This window comes from Streptomyces sp. C36, assembly GCF_040932295.1.
In the GTDB taxonomy this organism is placed as follows: Bacteria; Actinomycetota; Actinomycetes; order Streptomycetales; family Streptomycetaceae; genus Streptomyces; species Streptomyces triculaminicus.
This window is the reverse complement of record NZ_JBFQGI010000001.1, coordinates 734245-753859: the sequence shown is the minus strand read 5'-3', so window position 1 is coordinate 753859 and position 19615 is coordinate 734245. Positions and strand designations below refer to the sequence as shown.

18 protein-coding genes are annotated in these 19615 nt (G+C 72.8%); 4 read left to right on the top strand and 14 right to left on the bottom strand.

Annotation, left to right across the window (positions count from 1 at the left end; translation table 11 throughout):
• Positions 1 to 31: 31 nt before the first annotated feature.
• From AB4K12_RS03315 to AB4K12_RS03290, 6 genes are read right to left on the bottom strand one after another with little or no spacing between them, the layout of a single operon-like run.
• The gene (locus AB4K12_RS03315) at positions 32 to 1588 is read right to left on the bottom strand and encodes an FAD-dependent oxidoreductase (RefSeq protein WP_368432707.1); all 1557 of its coding nucleotides are present in this window, start codon (positions 1586 to 1588) and stop codon (positions 32 to 34) included.
• A complete protein-coding gene (locus AB4K12_RS03310) occupies positions 1585 to 2196 on the bottom strand; it encodes a VOC family protein (RefSeq protein ID WP_368432706.1) in 612 nt (203 codons plus the stop codon). The genes AB4K12_RS03315 and AB4K12_RS03310 overlap by 4 nt, the downstream gene beginning before the upstream one ends.
• A complete protein-coding gene (locus tag AB4K12_RS03305; protein ID WP_368432705.1) occupies positions 2193 to 2594 on the bottom strand; it encodes a hypothetical protein in 402 nt (133 codons plus the stop codon). The genes AB4K12_RS03310 and AB4K12_RS03305 overlap by 4 nt, the downstream gene beginning before the upstream one ends.
• Entirely contained in the window at positions 2591 to 3331 is a 741-nt protein-coding gene (locus AB4K12_RS03300; RefSeq protein WP_368432704.1) for a cupin domain-containing protein, read from the bottom strand. Before AB4K12_RS03300 ends, AB4K12_RS03305 begins: the two co-directional genes overlap by 4 nt.
• Positions 3324 to 4538 carry a sedoheptulose 7-phosphate cyclase gene (locus AB4K12_RS03295; RefSeq protein WP_368432703.1) on the bottom strand — a complete coding sequence of 405 codons (1215 nt, stop codon included), beginning with the start codon at positions 4536 to 4538 and terminating at the stop codon, positions 3324 to 3326. The genes AB4K12_RS03300 and AB4K12_RS03295 overlap by 8 nt, the downstream gene beginning before the upstream one ends.
• Before the next feature lie 54 nt (positions 4539 to 4592).
• Positions 4593 to 5765: a hypothetical protein gene (locus AB4K12_RS03290; protein WP_368432702.1), complete on the bottom strand. Its 1173-nt coding sequence runs from the start codon at positions 5763 to 5765 to the stop codon at positions 4593 to 4595.
• Between the two features lie 355 nt (positions 5766 to 6120).
• Between AB4K12_RS03290 and AB4K12_RS03285 the strand changes: the two genes are divergently transcribed.
• Positions 6121 to 7281, top strand: coding sequence for an MFS transporter (locus AB4K12_RS03285; protein WP_368433138.1), 1161 nt, complete (start codon positions 6121 to 6123; stop codon positions 7279 to 7281).
• A 52-nt stretch (positions 7282 to 7333) separates the two neighbouring features.
• Here AB4K12_RS03285 and AB4K12_RS03280 read toward each other — a convergent pair whose 3' ends face one another.
• On the bottom strand, positions 7334 to 8476 hold the full coding sequence (locus AB4K12_RS03280; protein ID WP_368432701.1) for an alkene reductase: 1143 nt from the start codon (positions 8474 to 8476) through the stop codon (positions 7334 to 7336).
• Positions 8477 to 8558: 82 nt separating this feature from the next.
• Between AB4K12_RS03280 and AB4K12_RS03275 the strand changes: the two genes are divergently transcribed.
• A complete protein-coding gene (locus tag AB4K12_RS03275) occupies positions 8559 to 8924 on the top strand; it encodes a MerR family transcriptional regulator (protein ID WP_368432700.1) in 366 nt (121 codons plus the stop codon).
• Between the two features lie 47 nt (positions 8925 to 8971).
• Here AB4K12_RS03275 and AB4K12_RS03270 read toward each other — a convergent pair whose 3' ends face one another.
• From AB4K12_RS03270 to AB4K12_RS03260, 3 genes are all read right to left on the bottom strand, one after another.
• Positions 8972 to 9679 carry a DUF4232 domain-containing protein gene (locus tag AB4K12_RS03270; protein ID WP_368432699.1) on the bottom strand — a complete coding sequence of 236 codons (708 nt, stop codon included), beginning with the start codon at positions 9677 to 9679 and terminating at the stop codon, positions 8972 to 8974.
• A 170-nt stretch (positions 9680 to 9849) separates the two neighbouring features.
• Positions 9850 to 10560: a response regulator gene (locus tag AB4K12_RS03265; protein WP_368432698.1), complete on the bottom strand. Its 711-nt coding sequence runs from the start codon at positions 10558 to 10560 to the stop codon at positions 9850 to 9852.
• Positions 10557 to 11744, bottom strand: coding sequence for a sensor histidine kinase (locus tag AB4K12_RS03260; RefSeq protein ID WP_368432697.1), 1188 nt, complete (start codon positions 11742 to 11744; stop codon positions 10557 to 10559). The genes AB4K12_RS03265 and AB4K12_RS03260 overlap by 4 nt, the downstream gene beginning before the upstream one ends.
• Before the next feature lie 333 nt (positions 11745 to 12077).
• Between AB4K12_RS03260 and AB4K12_RS03255 the strand changes: the two genes are divergently transcribed.
• On the top strand, positions 12078 to 14324 hold the full coding sequence (locus tag AB4K12_RS03255) for an MMPL family transporter (protein ID WP_368432696.1): 2247 nt from the start codon (positions 12078 to 12080) through the stop codon (positions 14322 to 14324).
• Between the two features lie 69 nt (positions 14325 to 14393).
• Here AB4K12_RS03255 and AB4K12_RS03250 read toward each other — a convergent pair whose 3' ends face one another.
• The 3 genes from AB4K12_RS03250 to AB4K12_RS03240 form a co-directional block, all read right to left on the bottom strand.
• Complete coding sequence (locus AB4K12_RS03250; protein ID WP_368433137.1) at positions 14394 to 15623, bottom strand: MFS transporter; 1230 nt, start codon at positions 15621 to 15623, stop codon at positions 14394 to 14396.
• 289 nt (positions 15624 to 15912) lie between these two features.
• The gene (locus AB4K12_RS03245; RefSeq protein ID WP_368432695.1) at positions 15913 to 16662 is read right to left on the bottom strand and encodes a trypsin-like serine protease; all 750 of its coding nucleotides are present in this window, start codon (positions 16660 to 16662) and stop codon (positions 15913 to 15915) included.
• A gap of 200 nt (positions 16663 to 16862) precedes the next feature.
• On the bottom strand, positions 16863 to 17447 hold the full coding sequence (locus tag AB4K12_RS03240; RefSeq protein WP_368432694.1) for a TetR/AcrR family transcriptional regulator: 585 nt from the start codon (positions 17445 to 17447) through the stop codon (positions 16863 to 16865).
• Between the two features lie 70 nt (positions 17448 to 17517).
• On the opposite strand from AB4K12_RS03240, the gene AB4K12_RS03235 reads away from it, so the two are divergent.
• Positions 17518 to 18345 (top strand): class I SAM-dependent methyltransferase, encoded by an 828-nt coding sequence (locus AB4K12_RS03235; protein ID WP_368432693.1) that lies wholly within the window; start codon positions 17518 to 17520, stop codon positions 18343 to 18345.
• Between the two features lie 11 nt (positions 18346 to 18356).
• On the opposite strand, the gene AB4K12_RS03230 is transcribed toward AB4K12_RS03235, so the two are convergent.
• On the bottom strand, positions 18357 to 19223 hold the full coding sequence (locus tag AB4K12_RS03230) for a hypothetical protein (protein WP_368432692.1): 867 nt from the start codon (positions 19221 to 19223) through the stop codon (positions 18357 to 18359).
• Positions 19224 to 19615 lie beyond the last annotated feature (392 nt).

Sequence of the window (19615 nt, the reverse complement as noted above, 5' to 3'; positions counted from 1 at the left end):
CCTTCGGTGGCATCGGGGCAGGGTGGTGGCATCAGGGCAGGAGGGTGTCGCCGCTGCCCGCGCGCAGGGCCTGCGCGACGATGGTCAGGGTCGGGTTGACGGCCGCGGACGAGGGGAAGAAGCCGCCGTCGACGACGAACAGGTTCCGTACCTCGTGGCTGCGGCAGTAGGGGTCGAGGACCGAGCGGGCGGGGTCGTGGCCGGCGACGGTCGTGCCGCACTGGTGGCCGGTGTGCTCGACGCCCATGCGGTGGGTGAGGACGAGCGGATAGCCGGCCCGGCGCATCATCCGCGCCCCTTGGCGCACCAGGCGCCGGTGGGCCCGGGCGTTGACCGGGTGCCAGGCCAGGGTGATTCCGCCGCCGGGCCCGAGCAGGACCCGGTTCTCGGGGACGGGCAGGTCTTCCGAGATGAGCCACCAGTCGACGCTGTGGGCCGCCAGCTCGCCCAGAACGCGGCGGGGCACGCGCGGGTGCGCGGTCGCCATGGCCGCCGGGTGGACCTTGCCCATGAGCTGGAGGTTGCCCAGCGGGTGGGGGGTGCGGGCGCCGGCGCGGTAGAAGTCGTTGACGGCGAGGGTCTTCTGGAAGACGGCCGGGTTGCGGTGCCGGGGGTCGACGGCCATCAGCATGCTGTTGTGGTGCAGCATCAGGTTGCGTCCGACCAGCCCGCTGCCGTTGGCCAGGCCGCCGGGGTGGGCGCCGCTGTCGGAGCGGAGCAGCAGCGCCGCGGAGTTGACGGCCCCGCAGGAGACGACGACGGTGCCGGCGGTGAGGGTGACGCGGTGGCCGTTCCTCGTGGCCTCGACGGCGGTGACCGTACGCCCGGATGCGTCGGTGCGCAGCCGGGAGACGTATGTGTGGGTGAGCAGCCGGACCGACGGGGAGCGCAGTGCGGGGCGCAGGGCGCGGGTCTCCGCGTCGCTCTTGGCGCCGACGCGGCAGGGGAATCCGTCGCAGGTGCCGCAGCGTACGCATGTGCCGCCCTCGGCCAGGTCGATGCCCAGTTCGAGCGGGTGGGGGTGGAGGCCCTGGGCGCGCAGGCGGCGCTCCAGCTCGGCGATGCGGGGCGCGTGGGCGACGGGCGGGTGGGGGTACGGGCCGGAGCGGGCCGGTTCCGTCGGGTCGTGGCCGCACCGGCCGTGCACCCGGTAGAGGCGCTCGGCCTCGGCGTAGAACGGTTCCAGGTCGCCGTAGCCGAAGGGCCAGGCCGGGGAGGTGCCGTCCAGGTGTTCGACGGCCTCGAAGTCGCTCTCGCGCAGCCGGGGCAGGCTCGCTCCGTAGACCTTGGTGGTGCCGCCGACGTAGTAGTGGGCGGCGGGTGTGAAGGCGGTGCCGCCGGTGGTGTGCCAGGTTTCGGCGTTGCGGTAGCGGCCGTCGCCGAAGACGGCCTCCGGCGACCAGTTGGCCTCCTCGCGGGGGAGGAAGCCGCCGCGCTCGACGACGAGGACGCGGGCGCCGGTCCGGGCGAGTGCCCAGGCCACGGTCGCTCCCCCGGCCCCGGAGCCGATCACGACGACGTCGGCGTCGTAGCGGGTGGCGTCGTGCCGGACCACCGGCGGGGTGCCGGGCCCCCAGATGCCGGTCATGATCCTCTCCCTTCGTGCGGGGCCTGCGGCTGGTAGAGGCGTACGGGGGTGTGGTCCTGGTAGGGCTGGTGGCCCGGGGCGTGGACGAGTTCGAGGTGCTGGCCCCAGGGGGTGGTGAAGTACACCCACCGGGTGCCGCGGATGGGCCCTTCGCCGACCTGTTGCGGCTCGCCGAGCATCCGTACGCCCGGTGTGGCGGTGAGGTGGCGGACGCTGGCGTCGAAGTCGTCCGTCCACAGGGCCAGGTGGTGGCCGCCCCAGTCGCTGTTGCGGGGCATCTGCCGGCGCCGGCCGGGGCCGCTGTACTGGAACAGCTCGAGGTTGAGGGTGGGGCCCAGGCGCAGCATCGCGATGTGCGCGGTGGCCCGTGGGTCGACGCCGAGCTGCCGGCGCATCCAGTCGCCGCCGGGGTCGGGGTCGGAGATCGGGCCGGTGCGGTAGGCCGTTTCGGCGCCCAGGACGTCGGTGAAGAAGGCGACGGCCTCGTCGAGGTCGGGCACGGTGAAGGCGATGTGGTGGACGGCGCGCACGCCGGGGGCGTGCGGGGGACGCCGTGGTGCGGTGGCGGGCGTGGTGGATTCGGTGGATTCGGCGGATGCGGTGGTCATGTCCGGTCCTTGGTGGTGTCGGGGGTACGGGGCGGGAGGTCCCGGGTGACGGCCGGCGGTGTCACGGTCAGGCACAGCAGTTCGGCGCCGCCCGGGCCGGCCCGCAGGGTGACGTCCTGCGCCGTGCGGGCCAGGAGCAGGTCGCGGTCGCCGAGCACGGCGGTGGCGGGCGGGTCACCGGCCCACCGGGCGGTGAGCGGGCCGCGCAGGACGTACCAGGCCGCTTCGGTGCCGGCCCGGCCGACGAGGTCGTAGTGCGTGTGGGGGCCCAGGCTCACCCGGTCGACGGCCTCGCACTCGCTGTGCAGCATGCCGCGCCGGGCGAGGCAGCGGATGCGGATGTGTTCCCGGCCGCCGGTGTGGAGGGCGGCCGTCCGGCGGCTCGCGTTGATGATCACTGGTGCTCCTCTCGGGGGACGTCCAGGACGGCGTGGAAGTACTCCAGCCCCTGGACGCCGGCGCGGACGCGGGTCCGCGTGCCCAGCGGCAGGGTCAGGGAGACGCCGGGGGCGAGGGGCACGCTCGTCGCCCCGGCCTCCGCCGTGCCGGCGCCGGCGGTGACGTACACGGTGTGCTCGACGTCCCGGGCGGCCAGCTCGGCCGTGCCGGCCGGGAGCAGGCGGGCCACCCTCACGGTGCGCAAGGGGCCGGTGAGAACGGTGGCGGCGTCCACCGGTCCGGTCTCGTGCAGGTCGGTGATGATGGCGTCGGCGGTGGAATCTCTGTGGTCGGTGTCGGTCGTCCCGTGCATGGTGGTGTCCTTCGTGGCGGGTGGCCCGGTGGCGGGCAGTTCGATGACGAGCCAGGACAGCGGCTCCTCACCGGTGTTGCGCAGCCCGTGCCGGCGGCCGAGGGCGGTGAGGACGGTCGTGCCGGGGCGGACGGGGTACGGCCGGCCGTCGAGGGTGATCTCGCCCTTCCCGTGGAGGACGAAGTACAGCTCCTCGGTACGGGAGTGCCGGTGTTCGCCGCTGACGCCGCCCGGTGGCAGCCAGGCCCACTCGACCGCTTCCCACCGGCCGTGCAGCCCGGTGCGCCGGGCCAGGCACGTCCAGCGCGAGTGACCGTCGGCGGCGTGCACCCCGTGAACGTCGGCCGGGTCGTGGACGGTGGCGACGACGAGGCCCTCACGCATGACCGGCCTCCCCGGTCCCCGTGTGGTACGCCCTCAGGCGCCGGGCCGCGTGGGCCAGTTCGCCGGGCGTCACGTCGTCGACGAAGACGGCGTCGCCGATGCCGGCGGGCAGCGGCAGCCTCTGGCTGCCGTCGCGGTGCCGGACCGTGTCGGCCAGCGCCTCGCCCAGCACGCCCGGCTCGCACAGCCGGTGCCAGACGGGCAGCCCCAGCCCGCGCATCACGTCCAGGATCCGACGACGCTCTACGGGCCGGACCAGGCCTCGCCGTTCGGCGATCACCGTGGTCAGGGCCATGTCGAGGCAGACCGCCTCGCCGTGCAGCAGCTCGGGCAGGGCGCGCATCTCCAGCGTGGGGCTGAAGGAGTGGCCGTAGTCGACGACCCGTTCCAGCTCGCTCTCCCACAGGTTGCCCTGCAGCTCCTCCAGCATCCCGTGCACCGCCCGGCCCAGTACTTCCCGTACGACCGTGGCAAGGCCCCGGCCGTCCTGGAAGTGCTCGCCGACCAGTCGGCCGCCGTGCCGCTCCAGCAGGCCGAACAGCTCGCGGTCCTTGATCAGGGCCATCTTGAGGATCTCGGCCATGCCGTTGCTCAGGTGCCGCCGGTCGAGGGTGGCCAGGAAGCGCGGGTCCAGGAGCGTCTGCGCGGCGGGGTGGTAGGTGCCGAGCCGGTTCTTGTGGGGCCCGAAGTTCACCCCGGTCTTCGCCCCGACACCGGCGTCGACCAGCCCGATCAGCGTGGTCGGCACCCGTACGAACGGGGTGCTGCGGCGGTAGAGGCTGCACGCCAGGCCGACGACGTCCAGCAGCACGCCGCCGCCGACGGCGACGACCGGCTCGCTGCGCCGGGCGATGCCGAACCGGTCCATCGCCTCCACCACCGAGAAGACGGCGTCCATCGTTTTCAGCCGCTCGTGGGCGGTCAGCACGTGGACCTCGTACTCCAGGCCACGGGCCGCTCCGTAGGCGCGGACGCGGTCGCCGTACAGTTCGTCGACCGTGGTCTCCACGACGAGGAGCCTGCGCGGCGGCGCGGGATCGTCGGCGGGGACTCCGGCGCCGGCGAGCGCGGGGTTGCGCGGGTCCAGTACGTCCGGCGTGAAGCCCACCTCGTAGCGGACGGGCTTGGCGGTGCTCACGGTCCAGGAGCGGACCGGCTCGCCCGAGGTGAACAGGCCGTGGGAGGAACGGGGGGCCAGGGTGGTCACGGTGATCTCCTCACAGAAGGTGCGGCCCCGGTCGGGGCCGGAGCGGAACGTCCCTCACCACGCTGGGCGTCCCGGCGCCCCGGGCACATGAGAGGACGGTCCCGACCGAGTCCCGGCCGTGTCCCGGCCGCCGGGACGGGGCACCAGGACGTCCGCCGCCGCCTCCCCCGCCGCCAGCCCGGCCCGCAGCGCGTCCTCGCCGACCGCCGTGACGGTGCGGCCGGCGGACACGTGCGGCCGGCCCAGGGCCTCGAGGAGCACCATGCCGACGGTGCCGTCCGGGGCGTCTGTGCCGCCGGTGCCGGTCGTCGCCTGCCGCAGGGCCCGCAGGACGTCCTCCGCCGTGACGGGCCGGGGCAGTACGGCGGGAGCGCCCCAGCGCCCGATCAGTTCCCGGTGGGCGGCCTCCCCCTCCGCGTCGAGCAGTCCCATCCGGCGGGCGCACCGGGCGGCCACCAGCAGGCCCTGGGCGACGGCGTCGCCGTACCGCAGGGCGCCGACGCCGAGTACGCGCAGGGCGTCGGCCACCACATGCCCGTACCGGAACGCCCCGGCCGGGCCGTCCTCCAGCGGGTCGTAGCAGGTGAGGGCGGCGCGGGCGTCGGCGCACAGGGCGATGAACGAGGCCAGCGCGCTCCGGTCGTACCGGCCGTCCGGGCGCAGCCGCGCGCAGACCTGGTCGTAGGCGGCCGGACACACCGACAGCACGTTCCTGACCAGGGCGTACAGTCCCGGCCGGACGGCACCGGGGGCGAGCGTGTCGAGGAACTCCAGCTGCGCGCGGACCAGGACCGGTACGCGGCGCGGCCCGACGGGGCCGGCCAGCGACAGCGCGGTGTCCAGGACGGCGGGCAGCGTGGTCGGCATCAGGACCGGACCCCGGCGGGTGCGCGCGGCCGGGCGGCCGGCGGCCTCGAGGACGCTCGTACCGCCGAGAGCGACGACCACGGCGTCGGGAGGCACGTCGTCGGCCCCGACGGCGTCCGGTCCGGACGCCGGGACCAGGCGGGTGGGGGCGGCCCGGCCGAGGTGGTGCAGGACGCGCTCGGTGTGGGCCTCCGGGACTCCGGGGTCGCGGACGAGCAGGAAGCGGTCGGCGTCCAGCCGCCGGGCGATGCCGGCCAGCTCGTCCCACGAGCCGTGGCCGGCCCGTACCTGCAGGGGGAAATGGGTGAGGCCGGAGCCGATGCTCCGGTCGAGGGCTACGGACGGATCCGAGGGGGACATGACGGGACTCGCAGACCGGGCACTGCCCGAGGAGTGAATCGTTGCCCTCTCACCGTCGGCGGGCCCGCGCCCCGGCCGCATGAGGCTGCGGCCCCGTCACGGACCCAACGTCCGGTCCCGGACCCTTGACGAGCCTGTGAACCGTGACCGTGGCCGGGCGGGTGGCCCCGTACGGCTGTCCTCGCCGTCGCGGCTTCGGCCAGCCGATGAGTCGTGACCACGGGCGCGCGCGGGGCGTGGGCTGTGACCAGGGTGTTCCTGATAGGCAGTCACGGTGAGCAACCATGCGTCCGCGCGTCGAGGGGGCGACGCCGATCCCGGCCGGTACGGCACCGACCGCTGGTGGCCGTTCGCCGTGGCCGCCTACGCGTTCGCCGTCGCCATGTGCGGCACCACGCTGCCCACGCCGCTCTACGGCTTGTACCAGCAGGAACTGGGCTTCTCCTCGTTCATGGTGACGCTGATCTTCGCGGTGTACGCCGTCGGTGTCATCGTGGCGCTGCTCCTGCTGGGGCAGGCGTCGGACTCCGTGGGCCGCCGGCCGGTGCTGCTGGCCGGTCTGGTGCTGTCGGCGATGAGCGCGGTGTGCTTCCTCTTCCAGAGCGGGCTGCCGGAGCTCTTCGCGGGCCGGGTGCTCTCGGGACTGTCCGCGGGGCTGTTCACGGGAACCGCGACGGCCGCCGTGGTGGAGCTCGCCCCACGGCGGTGGGCCGTGCACGCCACGCTGATCGCCACTGCGGCCAACATGGGCGGGCTGGGCAGCGGACCACTGCTCGCCGGCCTGATGGCCCAGTACGTTCCGGACCCGCTCCGGCAGGTGTTCATCATGGACCTCGTGCTCGTGGCGGTCGCCGTCGTCGGCGTGCTGCTGATCCCGGAGACGGTGCGGGACCGGCACGGTACGTCGCGCGGCCCCCGGCGGCTGCGCGTGCCGCCGTCGGTGCGCCCGGCCTTCGTGCCGGCGGCCATGGCCGGCTTCGCCGGGTTCGCCACGCTGGGTCTGTTCACGTCGGTGGCGCCGAGCTTCCTGAGCGAGGTGGTGGGGGTGAGCGATCCGGCGGTGTCCGGCACCGTGGTCTTCGCGGTCTTCGGGGCGTCGACGGCCGGTCAGCTGCTGATGGGGCGGGTCGGTGTGCACCGGGCGCTGCCGTGGGGGTGCGTGGTGCTCGTGGGGGGCATGGCGATGATCTCCTCCGCGCTGATCACGGCCTCGTTGTTCTTGTTGGTGGCGGGGGCGCTCACCGCGGGCTCGGGGCAAGGGCTTTCGTTCCGGGCCGGCGTCACCCTGGTGGGTGAGCACAGCCCGGCCGAGCGGCGGGCGGAGGTCACCTCCGCGTTGTTCGTGGTGCTGTACGTGGCGATCTCGATCCCCGTGGTCGGGGTGGGAATCATGGCCGTCACCCTGGGGCTGCGACAGGCGGGGCTGATCTTCAGCGGGTGCGTTGCGCTGCTGGCGGCCACCACGGCGCTACTGCTGTGGCTGCGACCGGTGGCGGTGCGAGGCGGCGGGGCGTAGGGACGGCGGCCGTTGGGGCGGCCGACGGGGTGACCGCCCCGGCTCGTCCCGGTCACGATCCGACGGGTTCGAGTACCTGGGCGGCGTGCGGGACGTCGGCGGCCAGCGTGGGGTAGTCGGTGTATCCGGTCTCCCCGCCCACGTACATCATGTGCTGGTCGCGCACCTGATTGAGCGGTGCGCCGACCCGCAGTCGTTCGACCAGGTCGGGGTTGGCCAGGAAGGCGCGGCCCAGTGCGATCAGGTCGGCTCCCGCGTCCAGCAGCCGCTCGCCCGCCAGTTGGCCGCCGTCGGCGGGGATCGGCCCTCCCCAGCCCAGCGCCGGGTTGGCGATCAGCGTGCCCGGCCAGGCCTTCCGGAGGTCCTGGAAGAGAGGCTGGTCGGGGTCGGCCCACACGATGTGCAGGTAGGCCAGGCCGGTGTCCGCCAGTGCCTCGACGAGCGCCGGGTAGATGCTCTCGGTGTCGCCTTCCTCGATGCCGTTGACGGTGTTTCCCGGGGAGACGCGCAGGCCCACCCGCTCGGGGCCGATGGCTTCGGCGACCGCCTGGACCACCTCGACGGCGAACCGGATGCGGCCGGCGACCGAGCCGCCGTAGGCGTCGGTGCGGTGGTTGGTGTTGCGCGCCATGAACTGGTGCAGGAGATGGCCGTTGGCGGCGTGCACCTCCACTCCGGCGAAGCCGGCGTCGACGGCGTTGCGGGCGGCCGCGGCGAAATCGGCGACGGTCGACCGGATGTCGTCCTGGGTCATCTCCCGCGGTACGACGGCCTCCTGGCGCCCGGCGGGCGTGTGGATCGTCTCCGGGAGCGGCACCGGCGACGGCGCGACCGGCATCAGTCCGCTGTTGTCGGGATGCCCGACCCGGCCGCCGTGCTGCAGCTGCAGGAACATCCGGCCGCCCTTGGCCGCCACCGCGTCGGTGACCTGCCGCCATCCGGCCACGTGCGCCTCGTTGTGGATCGCGGGGATGTTGGGGTACGTCTGCCCCACGGCGTTCGGTGTGGCGGCCTCGGCGATGATCAGTCCCGCGGAGGCGCGTTGTGCGTAGTACGTGGCCATGATGGGCTGCGGGACGCCGTCGGCGCCGGCGCGGTTGCGGGTCAACGGCGCCATCACCAGGCGGTTGGGCAGGTCCAGGGGGCCGAGGCGGGCGGGGTCGAAGAGGCGGGACGGTGCTGGTGTGTTCGTCATGCCGGTACCGTAGGAGTTGACATCAGTGTCAGGTTCAAGTCCCGTAGCGGCGAGGCGACGGCAGCGGCAGGCGAGGTGGGGAATGCGGATCGGCGAACTGGCGCGACGCAGCGGAGTGAGCGAGCGTTCGCTGCGCTACTACGAGACGCAGGGTCTGCTGAAGGCCGAGCGCACTCCGGGCGGTCAGCGGCAGTACGGCGAGTGGGCGGTCGACCGGGTCATCCGCGTCCAGGCGCTCTACGCGGCGGGGCTCAACAGCAAGAAGATCGCCCAGCTGCTGCCCTGCATGCGGGACACGGACGGCGGCCCGTCCGAGGCCGCCACCGAGCAGCTGGTCGTGGAGCTCGCCTCGGAACGGGACCGTATCAACCGACTGATCACCGATCTGATCCGGTCCCGCGACGTCCTGGACGAGGTCATCACCACGGCGTCGGTCGGCGTCTCCTGAGGCGTGCCCGGCAGATCACATGACGCCATCCCCGGAGGGCGTGCGGATCAGCCGCCCTGACCGGCGCTTCCGATCGGGCCGACCTTCACCGGGGAGCCGGAGCCGTCCGTGACGGGCAACGTGGCGGCGCCCGGCCAGGAGAGGGAGACCGTCTTCGTCTCGCCCGGCGGGGTCACCAGCAGCCCCGTGATGCGGACGCCGGAGCCACCCGAGGTGTTGAACGGGTAGTTGATGCCGAAGAACGTCGACTGCCCGTCCTTGAGGATGGTCGAGGGGGCCTGCTCACCAGTGCGCTTCGCGGACAGCGACCCCGCGTTGGTCTTCAGGTCGACACCCGCGTACCCGGAGACCGTGCAGCTGTGGCCGCCGCGGTTCTTCATCTCCACCACGACGGTGGCATCGGTGTCACCGTCGATGGTGCGGTCCTTCGCCGTGATCTCCAGCTCGTCGGTGCGGCACTTGGCGGCCTTGCCGCTCTCCTTGGAGCCGGTCCCGGCGGCCGTGCCCTGCCCGCCGGAGCTCTTCCCGGCGGGGCTCTTCCCGGCGGAGTCCTTCCCGCCGCCCTGACCCGAACCGCCCGAGCCCGAACCGCCCGAGCCCTCACCACCCGAACCCGAACCGCCGCCCGTGGAAGACGCGGAGGATGCGGACGACGGGGAGCTCTTTCCCGCACCGTCGTCGTCGCTCTGACAGGCCGTGAGCAAGAGACCGGCGGCAACGGCCAGGGTTGCGAAAGTGAGCTTGTGAACGCGCATCGCTTCTGCCTCAATATCGGTTGGGGGTGCCGACCGCTCGGTACGAATTCGCACGAGCGAGCGTTTCTGATCACCAAGATGCACCCGGCCCGGCGAAGCGTTCCACCCAACCACCCTCTAATACATTCCTGTTACACACACAGCGGGGTCGTGGCGCCCGCCCGGGATCGCTACCCCTGTGCGCCCACCTCGACCAGCCCCGTCTCGTACGCGGCGATCACCGCCTGGGCCCGGTCACGGACGCCGAGCTTCGCGAAGACGCTGGTGATGTGGTTCTTCACGGTCGACACGCTGATGTCCATCTCCCCCGCGACCTCCGCGTTGTCGAGCCCCGTGGCCATCAGCCGCCACACCTCCTGCTCGCGCGGCGTGAGGTCGCCCGCGAGCGCGACGGGCGGCCGCGGCCGGTGCGGGGTCCTGACGTACGTGGAGATCAACCTGGTCAGCAGCCGGGGCGCGACGGCGGCCTCCCCGGTGTGCACCACGCGGACGGCGGCGACCAGTTCCTCGGGCGAGACGTCCTTGGGCAGGAAGCCGTAGGCGCCCGCCCGCAGTGCGGCCACCACGTACTCGTCCATGTCGAAGGTGCTCAACGCCAGCACCCGGCAGCCGGGCAGCTCCCGTGCGAGCTGCCCGGTCGCGGCGACCCCGTCCAGCACCGGCATCCGGATGTCCATCACGACGACGTCGGGCCGCAGCCGGTGCGCGAGGGCCACGGCCTCGGCGCCGTCACCGGCCTCGCCCACCACCTCGAAGGCCGGGTCGGGCGCGAGGATCAGCGCCAGCCCGCGCCGCACGAGCGGCTGGTCGTCCGCGATCAGCACTCTGATCACACCCCCGCGCATCGCCTCTCCCATCGCGGCGTTCGTCGTCCCCTTCATCGCAGCGCCCCCATACCGGTCTCCCGCGGCAGCCGTTCGTCGGCCGTCAGCGGCAGCCGGGCCGACACCCTGAACCCGCCCCGGTCCAGCGGACCGGCCTCCAGCGTCCCGCCGTGCAGCACGGCCCGCTCCCGCATCCCGACCAGGCCGTAACCGGAGCCCGACCCGAAGGCCGTGCTCACGCCGGCGCCGTCGTCCGACACCTCCACCGCAACGCCGTCCGGCTCGTACGTCAGCCGTACGGACGCCTCGGCCTCGCCCGCGTACTTGCGCGCGTTCGTCAGCGCCTCCTGCACGACGCGGAACACCGTCAGGCCCACGCTCGGCGGCAGCGGACGTTCTTCGCCCCGCACCTCGAGCGCGGTGGGCAACCCGGCCCGGCAGGACTCGGCGACGAGCCGCTCGAGGTCGCCGACGCCCGGCTGCGGGGCGGTCGGCGCCTCCTCGGCCTCGTCACCGGCCCGCAGGACGTCCAGCAGCTGACGCATCTCGCGCAGCGCCATCCGCCCGGATCCCTCGAGGGTGACCAGCGCCTCCCTGACCACCTCCGGGTCACCGCTGAGGTTGGCCCGGGCGCCCCCGGCCATCAGCTGCATGGTGGTGATGTGGTGCGCCACGATGTCGTGCAACTCCCGTGCGATGCGCCGTCGTTCGTCGGCCACCGCCCGGTCGGCGAGCATCCGGCGGTTGGCCTCGATGTCCCGCTGCCAGTGGTTCATCACGATCGCGGCGATGACCACGAGCGCTCCGGCGGACACGTCGCCCGCCACGTCCACGAGCCTCGGCCGCGGCCACGACGTCTGCCCCACCAGCGGCAGCGTCACGGCGACGAGCGACGCCGGCACCGCCACGGCCGCGCCCCGGGTCCGTACGACCGTGTAGAGCGCGACCACGACCGTGGCGTTGAAATGCTGCGCGACCGGGACGCTCAGGTTCAGCACGAGGCCGAGCAGCAGGACGGCCGCGAGCGTCGGCACCGGGGCGCGGCGCCGGGCCACCAGCGGCAGCGCGGAGACCATCAGGAGCACGCAGCCGACCGCCGGGACGTATCCCAGGTCGACCTGGCTGGTGAGCGTGAAGCCGATCAGGTCCACGACCGCCGCCCCGACCGCGACCAGCGCGTCGTTGCGCGTCCAGGGCGATGTGTCGCTACGCGTCCACGGCAGCGCGTCGCCGCTCGGCACGGCCCGGAATCCTGCGGAGGCTTCCGAAGCCCCGGAAGTCCCTGAGCCCGGGGAACCTCCCGGAGCCCTGGCTTCAAGGCGTGTCGTCGACATTACGGTCCTCCCCCTCGGCCGCCCCACCGACCACGTCCGGTGCGGCACGGCCGTCATTTGACGATCCATTCTGGCATCGGCTCCCGGCCCCTCCCCCGGCCCGTGAGTCGACAACGGCCTGGGACCACGGTCCTGGTCGGCGGCTCCGCCCGGCCCCCGCTCCCAGGCCCTTTCTCGTCCCGCGCTCGGACGATTCGCGCGTTCCGCGCTGATGAGCTGGACACCTGCCGGGAGAACCCGGTGCACCACCCACCGCCGGAGGACAACGTGATCCGCGCCCTCACCGGGCTCTCCACCCGCAACCCATGGAAGGTCATCGTCCTCTGGACGGTGCTGGGCCTGTTCCTGACCGTGCTCGGACAGGGGCTGCTCTACCGCGTCACCCAGGCCCAGAGCGGCGACTTCCTTCCCGCGACGTACGACTCGGCCGCCGCGCTCAAGGTCGCCGAGGAGCGGTTCGGGGTGAAGCCCGACGCCAACGCGGTGACCGTGCTCGTCGCCCGCGCCGACGGCGAGCCCCTCACGGAAGCCGACCACCGCCGCGTCGGCGCGCTCGCCGAGCGACTGGGCCACCGGCGCGTCGCGATGCCCGCGCCCAAGGAGGACGGGCCGCCCTCCTTCCTGGCCGAGGACCACTCCCAGACGCCCAAGGTCGCTCCCGCGATGGTCGCGCCCGACCGGAGCTTCGAACTGCTCTCCGTACAGCTGACCGGCAACTCCACGGACCCCGGCATGCACGACCTCTACCGCGCCTTCCGCGACCGGGCGAAGGCCGACTTCGCCGAGGCCGGGATGCGCACCGGCTTCACCGGCGGCCTGGCCGACGTCGTCGACACCGACGAGGCGGAGAAGACCACCCAGATGGTCGTCGGCATCGTCATGATGGGCCTGATCGTGCTGATCAACATCCTGGTGTTCCGCAGCGTGCTGGCAGCCTTCGTACCGCTGCTCGCGGTCGCCGTCATCGGCGGCGCCGCGACGGGAGCGGTGGCCGGCCTCGCGATGCTCACCGGCATCACGCTCGACTCCTCCACCCCCAGCATGATCAGCGTCGTGCTGATCGGCATCGGCGTCGACTACTTCCTCTTCCTCCTCTTCCGCTTCCGCGAACAGCTGCGAGCCCACCCCGACCTGCCCGCGCGCGCCGTGGCGGCCGAGGTCAGCGCCCGGGTCGGAACGGCGATCACCTCCGCGGCCCTCACCATCGTGGCCGCCTTCGCCACCCTCGGCATCGCGACGTTCGGGCAGTTCCGCGTGCTCGGCCCCGCCATCGCCGTCTCGGTGCTCGTCATGCTGCTGGCCAGTCTCACCTTCATGCCCGCGCTGCTCGCGGTCACCGGGCGCAAGATGTTCTGGCCGTCCCGCGCCCTCAAGCGCGAGCCCCGCCCCGGCACGGCCGGGCGCGTCGGCGACCTGGTGGCCCGACGCCCGTTCACCCTCGTGCTGGCGTCCGTCGCCCTGCTCGGCGCCCTGGCGGCCGGACTGGCCGGCATCCGGATGGACTTCGGCCAGACCGCCGGCGCCCACGACACCCCGGCGGCCGCCACCTCCGCCGAGATATCCCGCGCCCTGCCCGCCGGAGTGTCCGACCCGGCCACCGTCTACGTCACCGCGAAGGACGGCCGCGCCCTGACCGCCGAGGCCCTCGGCGCCCTTCCCCAGGCCCTCGCCGGGCTCAAGGGCGTCGGGCAGGTCGGCGGGACCGCCCTCAACGACGACCGCACCGCGGCCCGCATCGACCTCTACCTGACCGCCGACACCCAGAGCCAGGCGGCCCGCGACCTCGTCTCCGGGCCCGTCCGCGACACCGTCGCCCGCCACACCCCCACCGGACTGGAAGCCCATGTCGGAGGCACAGCCGCGATCTTCGCGGACATCTCCACCGCCGTCGACCACGACCTGAGGATCGTCTTTCCGGTCGCCGCCGTGCTCATCGCCCTCATCCTGCTCGTCCTGCTGCGCAGCCTGCTCGCCCCGGCCGTTCTCATGATCGCCGTCGGCCTCGGGTTCGCCGCCACCCTCGGCGCCTCCGCCCTCGTCTTCCAGCACCTCCTCGACAAGCCGGGCGTCAACTTCGTCCTGCCGCTGGTGCTCTTCCTCTTCGTCGTCGCACTGGGCACCGACTACAACATCCTGATCAGCGACCGCATCCGCGAGGAGATGGAACGCCCCGGCCCGGCCCGCGCGGCCGTCGCCCGCGCCGTGCGCCACACGGCACCCGCCATCGCCACCGCGGGCGTCGTCCTCGCCGCGTCCTTCGGCAGCCTCGCCGTCAACGCGGCCCCCTCCACCCAGCAGATCGGCTTCGCGACGGCGCTCGGCATCATGCTCTCCGCCTTCGTCCTCTCCATCGTGCTGGTGCCCGCGCTCGCCGCGATCCTCGGCCGGGGCATCTGGTGGCCGGTCCGCCCGGGCCGCGCCCAGGGCCGCCACCACGCCGGACCGCCGGCCCCCGAGCCGCACGTCGACCGCGTCCCCGTGCACTGACCGGCCCGGCGTACGAAGCGTCGACGCACGAAGGGGGACGAGGCGCGCCCCCCGCCCGGGCCGGGAACCCTACGGCTGCGGTGAACGCGCGTCGTAGCGGATGAAGTGGCGACATACGACGGCGATCAGTACGACGGCCACGACGCAGGCGGCTCCACCGCCCGCGACCGCGAAGGACGGTGAGGCCAGGTCGGCCGCGGTTCCCGCGACGAAGTCGCCGAGCCGCGGCCCGCCCGCGACCACCACGATGAAGACGCCCTGGAGTCGGCCGCGCATGTCGTCCGGGGTGGCCGCCTGCATCATGGTCATGCGGAAGATCGCGGAGATGCTGTCGGCGCACCCGGCGAGCGCCAGGAAGAGCAGCCCCAGCCACAGGTCGCGGGTCAGCCCGAAGACGGCGACGGCCGTTCCCCAGGCGGCGACGGAGATCAGGATGGCCAGGCCGTGCCGGTGGATACGGCCGAGCCAGCCGGAGAACAGCCCGCCCAGCACCGCGCCGACGGCCGGGGCCGCGACCAGCAGGCCGACCGTCTTGGTGTCCCCGCCGTACCAGAGTCCCGCGACGGCCGGGAAGAGCGCCCTGGGGTGGGCGAGGATCATGGCCGCGAGGTCGGCGACGAACGTGACGCGCAGGTTGGGTCTGGAGACGAGGAAGCGCAGGCCGTCCCGGACGGAGGCGCGACGCCGCACCGCCTGCCCGTCGGCCGGCTCGGGGCGCATCGACGGGAGCCGCCACATGGCGTACAGGGAGCCCGAGAACGCGACCACGTCGATCAGATACGCGGCCTGGTATCCCCACAGCCCGACGACCGCACCGCCGATCGCGGGCCCGCCCATGAGGCCGATGTTGGTCGTCAGGGACGCCAGGGCGTTGGCGGCGGGCAGTTGTTCCTTGGGCAGCAGCCTGGGGATCATCGAGGTGCGGGCGGGGTTGTTCATGGCGAAGCACACCGACTGCAGGGCGACGACGGTGTAGAGCAGCCACACCTGCCGCAGGTCCAGCAGCGCCACCGTGGCCAGCACGACGGACAGGGCCGTCAGGCCCGCCGCGGTCGCCAGGCCCAGGGTCCGGCGGTCGACCGTGTCGGCGACCGCGCCTCCGAACAGGCCGGCGGCTATCAGCGGGAACAGCGAGAACAGGCCGACCAGGCCGACCGAGAACGTCGAGCCCGTGATCGCGTAGACCTGCAGGGAGACCGCGAGCGCGGTCATCTGCTGGCCCACCCACGACACCGTGTGCCCGCACCACAAACGGCGGAAGTCCGCCGAGTCGCGCAGGGGTGTCAGATCGGCGAGCAGGCGTAACCGCCGTGCGGGACGCGGCTGTCGGCGGCCGGGCCGCCGGCCAGGCTGCCGGCCGGGTTCTTGGCCGGGTTGCCGGCCGGAATCGACGGGGAGTGTGGTCACAGGACATCTCCGGTAGACAAGGCGGATGCCATTACGGCAATAGAACCGGTGTACTACCTGTCGCTCGCGGGTGGTGACGTCCAGTGATCATTTTCACGTGATGTTCGCAGCGGACCCGAGGGGACGGAGGCTCCGGGCCGGCTGTCCGCACGCCCGGACCTCCCCCGCCGAACCGCCGCTGTCACCGGACCGGGAGGCCCAGGTCCGCGGCGACCGCGCCGACCTTGGTGTAGACGGAGACCGGGTACGTGTCGTCGCAGAACTTGTTCCCGGTGGAGACCACACCGATCACCTTCCCGCCGGCGACCAGGGGGCCACCGGAGTCACCGCGGCAGACGCTGTCCCGGGTGCCGGCGGTCGGGGTTCCGCACACCCTCGTCGCGTCGGAGTCGCCGGGGTCGGTGAACGGCTCGCAGCCCTTGAGCGGCCCCAGGGTGAGAACGGCCGACTTCAGCCGCGTCGCGAGGGTGCCCGTGGCGGTCAGTCCCCAACCCACGGTCTTCGCGCTCTTCCCGAACGCGTAGAGGGCGGAGTCCTTGGGCCCCGCCACCGGCAGCGTGGCGTACGGCATCGGCGCGGAGAGCGTGATGACCGCGGCGTCGTACCTGAGCGAGCCCCGGTCGAACTTCGGGTGGACCTTGACGGAGGCGGTGTGCCGGACCGTCCCCTTGGTGCTCTTCACGTCCGTGCGCCCGCCGATGACCGTCAGGTCCAGGAGACCGGAGGCGTCGTCCAGGACGCAGTGTGCGGCGGTGAGCACCTTGGTGGGGGCCACGAGCGTGCCGCCGCAGGACTGCCGTCCGTCCGGCGTCTCGAGGAGCATGGCGTACGGGTGGTCCGCCACGGTGGCGCTCTGTCCGCCGTGGATGGCGGCGGCCGGCGCGGCGGTGGCGGCGATGCCGGCCGCGGCGAGAACGGACGTGGTGAGCACGGCAGTTATGGCACGTCTGGTGAACGAGAGCACGAGACCCCCCAGGGCATGGTGCGCGGCCCGGGCGGCCGTGCGTTCTGCCGTACAGGATGCGCGTATCGGGAGAAAGGTTCCCCATCGGGCGAACGACCGCGCGGTCGCGGACGGGGGTGCGCGAACACCTTCGGCGCTGGGTGGCACATGGCCGAGTCAAGCGGTCATCACCCGATGCCGGTGATGACCGCGTCCACCACCTTACGGACGGCTCCGCTCTCCGGCGGAGTGCCCTTCCGGTCGGCGAACAGCATGTGCACCGCCCCGATCAGCATGGGCGCGAGCATGTCGACGTCGGCGTCCGCCGCGACGCGGCCTCGTTCCCGCTCGGCGGTGAGGTAGGAGGCGATCGCGGCGGCGGCTTCCGTCAGCAGGGGGATGCCGGTCGGCGTGGTGCGGCGAAGCCGGGCGCGCAGCTCGTCCCGGGAGGTGACGAGACCGACGATCGCCACGGCCACGGAGCCGAACAGGGCCGTCAGCACGTCGGTGAGGTTGTCGGCGACGGTGCCGGTGCCGGCGGAGTCCCGCAAGGCGGCGCCCTGGTCGTCGAGCCGGGCGATGCGGTCCCGTACGAGGTCGGCGAGGAAGGCGTCGAAGTCGGCGAAGTGCCGGTGCAGGACCCCCTTGGCGCAGCCCGCCTCCGTGGTGACCGCCCGGCTGGTCAGCGCGCTCGGTCCGTCCCGGAGCAGGACACGCTCGGCGGCGTCGAACAGTTGCTCGCGAGCGTCACGCAGAGCCACTCCTGTAGGCACGTCGGGCGTCCCATCTTCCTTGTCGGTCCCGTCCGTTGACGAGTGGGCATGTGCCCACCATAGTGGGCACATGCCCACTGTACCGTCGGGGCCACCGGCCCCTTCCGAGAACGAGCCCCATCGAGACCGCCGGACGGCAGAATCCTTCGGCTCGGACGCCGAACGCTACGACCGGGCCCGCCCTCGCTACCCCGAAGCCATGATCGACCGCATCATCGCCGCCGGCCCCGGCCCCGGCGTCCTCGACGTTCTCGACGTCGGCTCCGGTACGGGCATAGCCGCCCGGCAGTTCCAGGCGGCCGGCTGCCGGGTGCTGGGAGTCGAGCCCGACGCACGGAGGGCCGACCTGGCGCGGCGGCACGGACTCAAGGTCGACGTGTCCACGTTCGAAGCCTGGGATCCGGCCGACCGACGATTCGACGCGATCGTCGCAGCTCAGGCCTGGCACTGGATAGACCCGCTCGCCGGCGCGGCCAAGGCCGCGCGGGTCCTGCGACCCGGTGGCCTGCTGGCCGCCTTCTGGAACGCGTTCCACCTTTCGGACGACGTGGCGGAAGCCTTCTCCACGGCGTATCAGCGGGTGACGCCCGGCTCGCCGTTCGCTCTTCAGGCGATGAAGCGGCCCATGGACGGGTACCAAGTCCTGTCCACCAAGGCCGCCGACGGGATCAGTACGGTGGGCGCGTTCACCGGCCCCGAGCAGTGGCGGTTCGAGTGGGACTGGACCTACACCAAGGAGGCGTGGCTGGACCAGCTGCCCACCTTCGGCCCCCTCACCCGGCTCTCGCCGGACCGGATGGCGGAGGTACAGGCGGGCGTCGGGGACACGATCGACGCGATGGGCGGCGACTTCACGATGCACTACACGACGATCGCGGTCACCGCGGCGCTGCGATAAACGTCGTTCCGCTACGCCGGCCGAACGCCCGGCGCCAGTCCGACCCAGGCGTCCTCGCTGTGCGGAATCACGTAGACCGGGTCGGTGGTGTGGTCCCAGTGGACAGGTACGACGTAATAGCCGTCCCGGCCTTCCACTACGAGCCGGAGGTTGCTGTAGCGGTAGCGATGGCGCAGCCCGGCTCCGAGGTCCTCTTCCCTCGTCGGCGAAGGCAGGCTCAAGCGCTTGCCGCTGAGGATGAGCACGCCCGTCCTTTCCGTGATCCGGCGGGCGTCCCGCTCGGCGTCGCGCACGCCGAGTTGCACGGTCACGAGGCTGAGGGACCAGAACAGGCAGAGCCCCGCGGCGAGAGCGGGCAGAGTCCTGCGGCGCAGGCCTTGCGGGCGGTTGCCCTGCGCGTCGCGGGTCTGGCCCATCAGGAGGCCGATCGCGATCACGAGAGGAATGACCCAGATATAGGGCCCGACCCGTCGAAAATTGATCAGCAGGACCAGCCCGGCCGCCACGACCACCAGATGGAAGCGCGCCAGCGTGTCGCCCACGGCGGACCAGGACCGGGCGAAGCGGTCGGGCAACGGTGAACCCGTCGGCCTGCGCGGAAGGCCGGCGACGATCAGCACGACGACGAAGACCGCCATGACCGGAGTCCTCAGTACCACCGTGCTGCGCATCACGAGATCGGCGAATCCCAGCCCGAGGGCGAACAGGGACAGGTGGAAATAACCGTAGTACTGACTGGTGTAGAGCGCTCCCAGGTAGAACAGGAGCGCCGCGACGAAAGAAGCCTGTGCGATCAGCGTTTTCGCAACCGTCGTCGGGCTTGCCTCGGTGAACCGGTTCGACGTCTTCTCACCGGGCGTGGGCTGCCGGTCCTCCATGGACCGCTCAGGTGTTGAGAGACGTCGGCCCTGGAGGGGTCGGCGTCTCCGGCGGAACGGGCACCAGGCTCCGACCGTCGGTGGGGCCGGTGGCCGTGGGCGGAGGTGGCGGCGGGGGCACGGGTGTGGTGTTTCCGTCGACAGGGGGCGCGGGCGGGACCGTCGAGGTTTCCGAGGGCGACGGGGAAGGCGACGAAGAAGTGGGCGCCGGTTCCGGTCCTTCGTCGTCGTCGGAACATGCTGAGGTGAGGGCCAGGCACACAAGGGTGAGCGAGCCGAGGGCGAGCGTCACGCGTCGTGTCTTCCTGCCCATGGAACCTCCTCGTCGCGCGCAACCCTAACGTCGGCCCGAATTCCTCGGCCGACACCACACGCTCGGGAATCCCGCAATT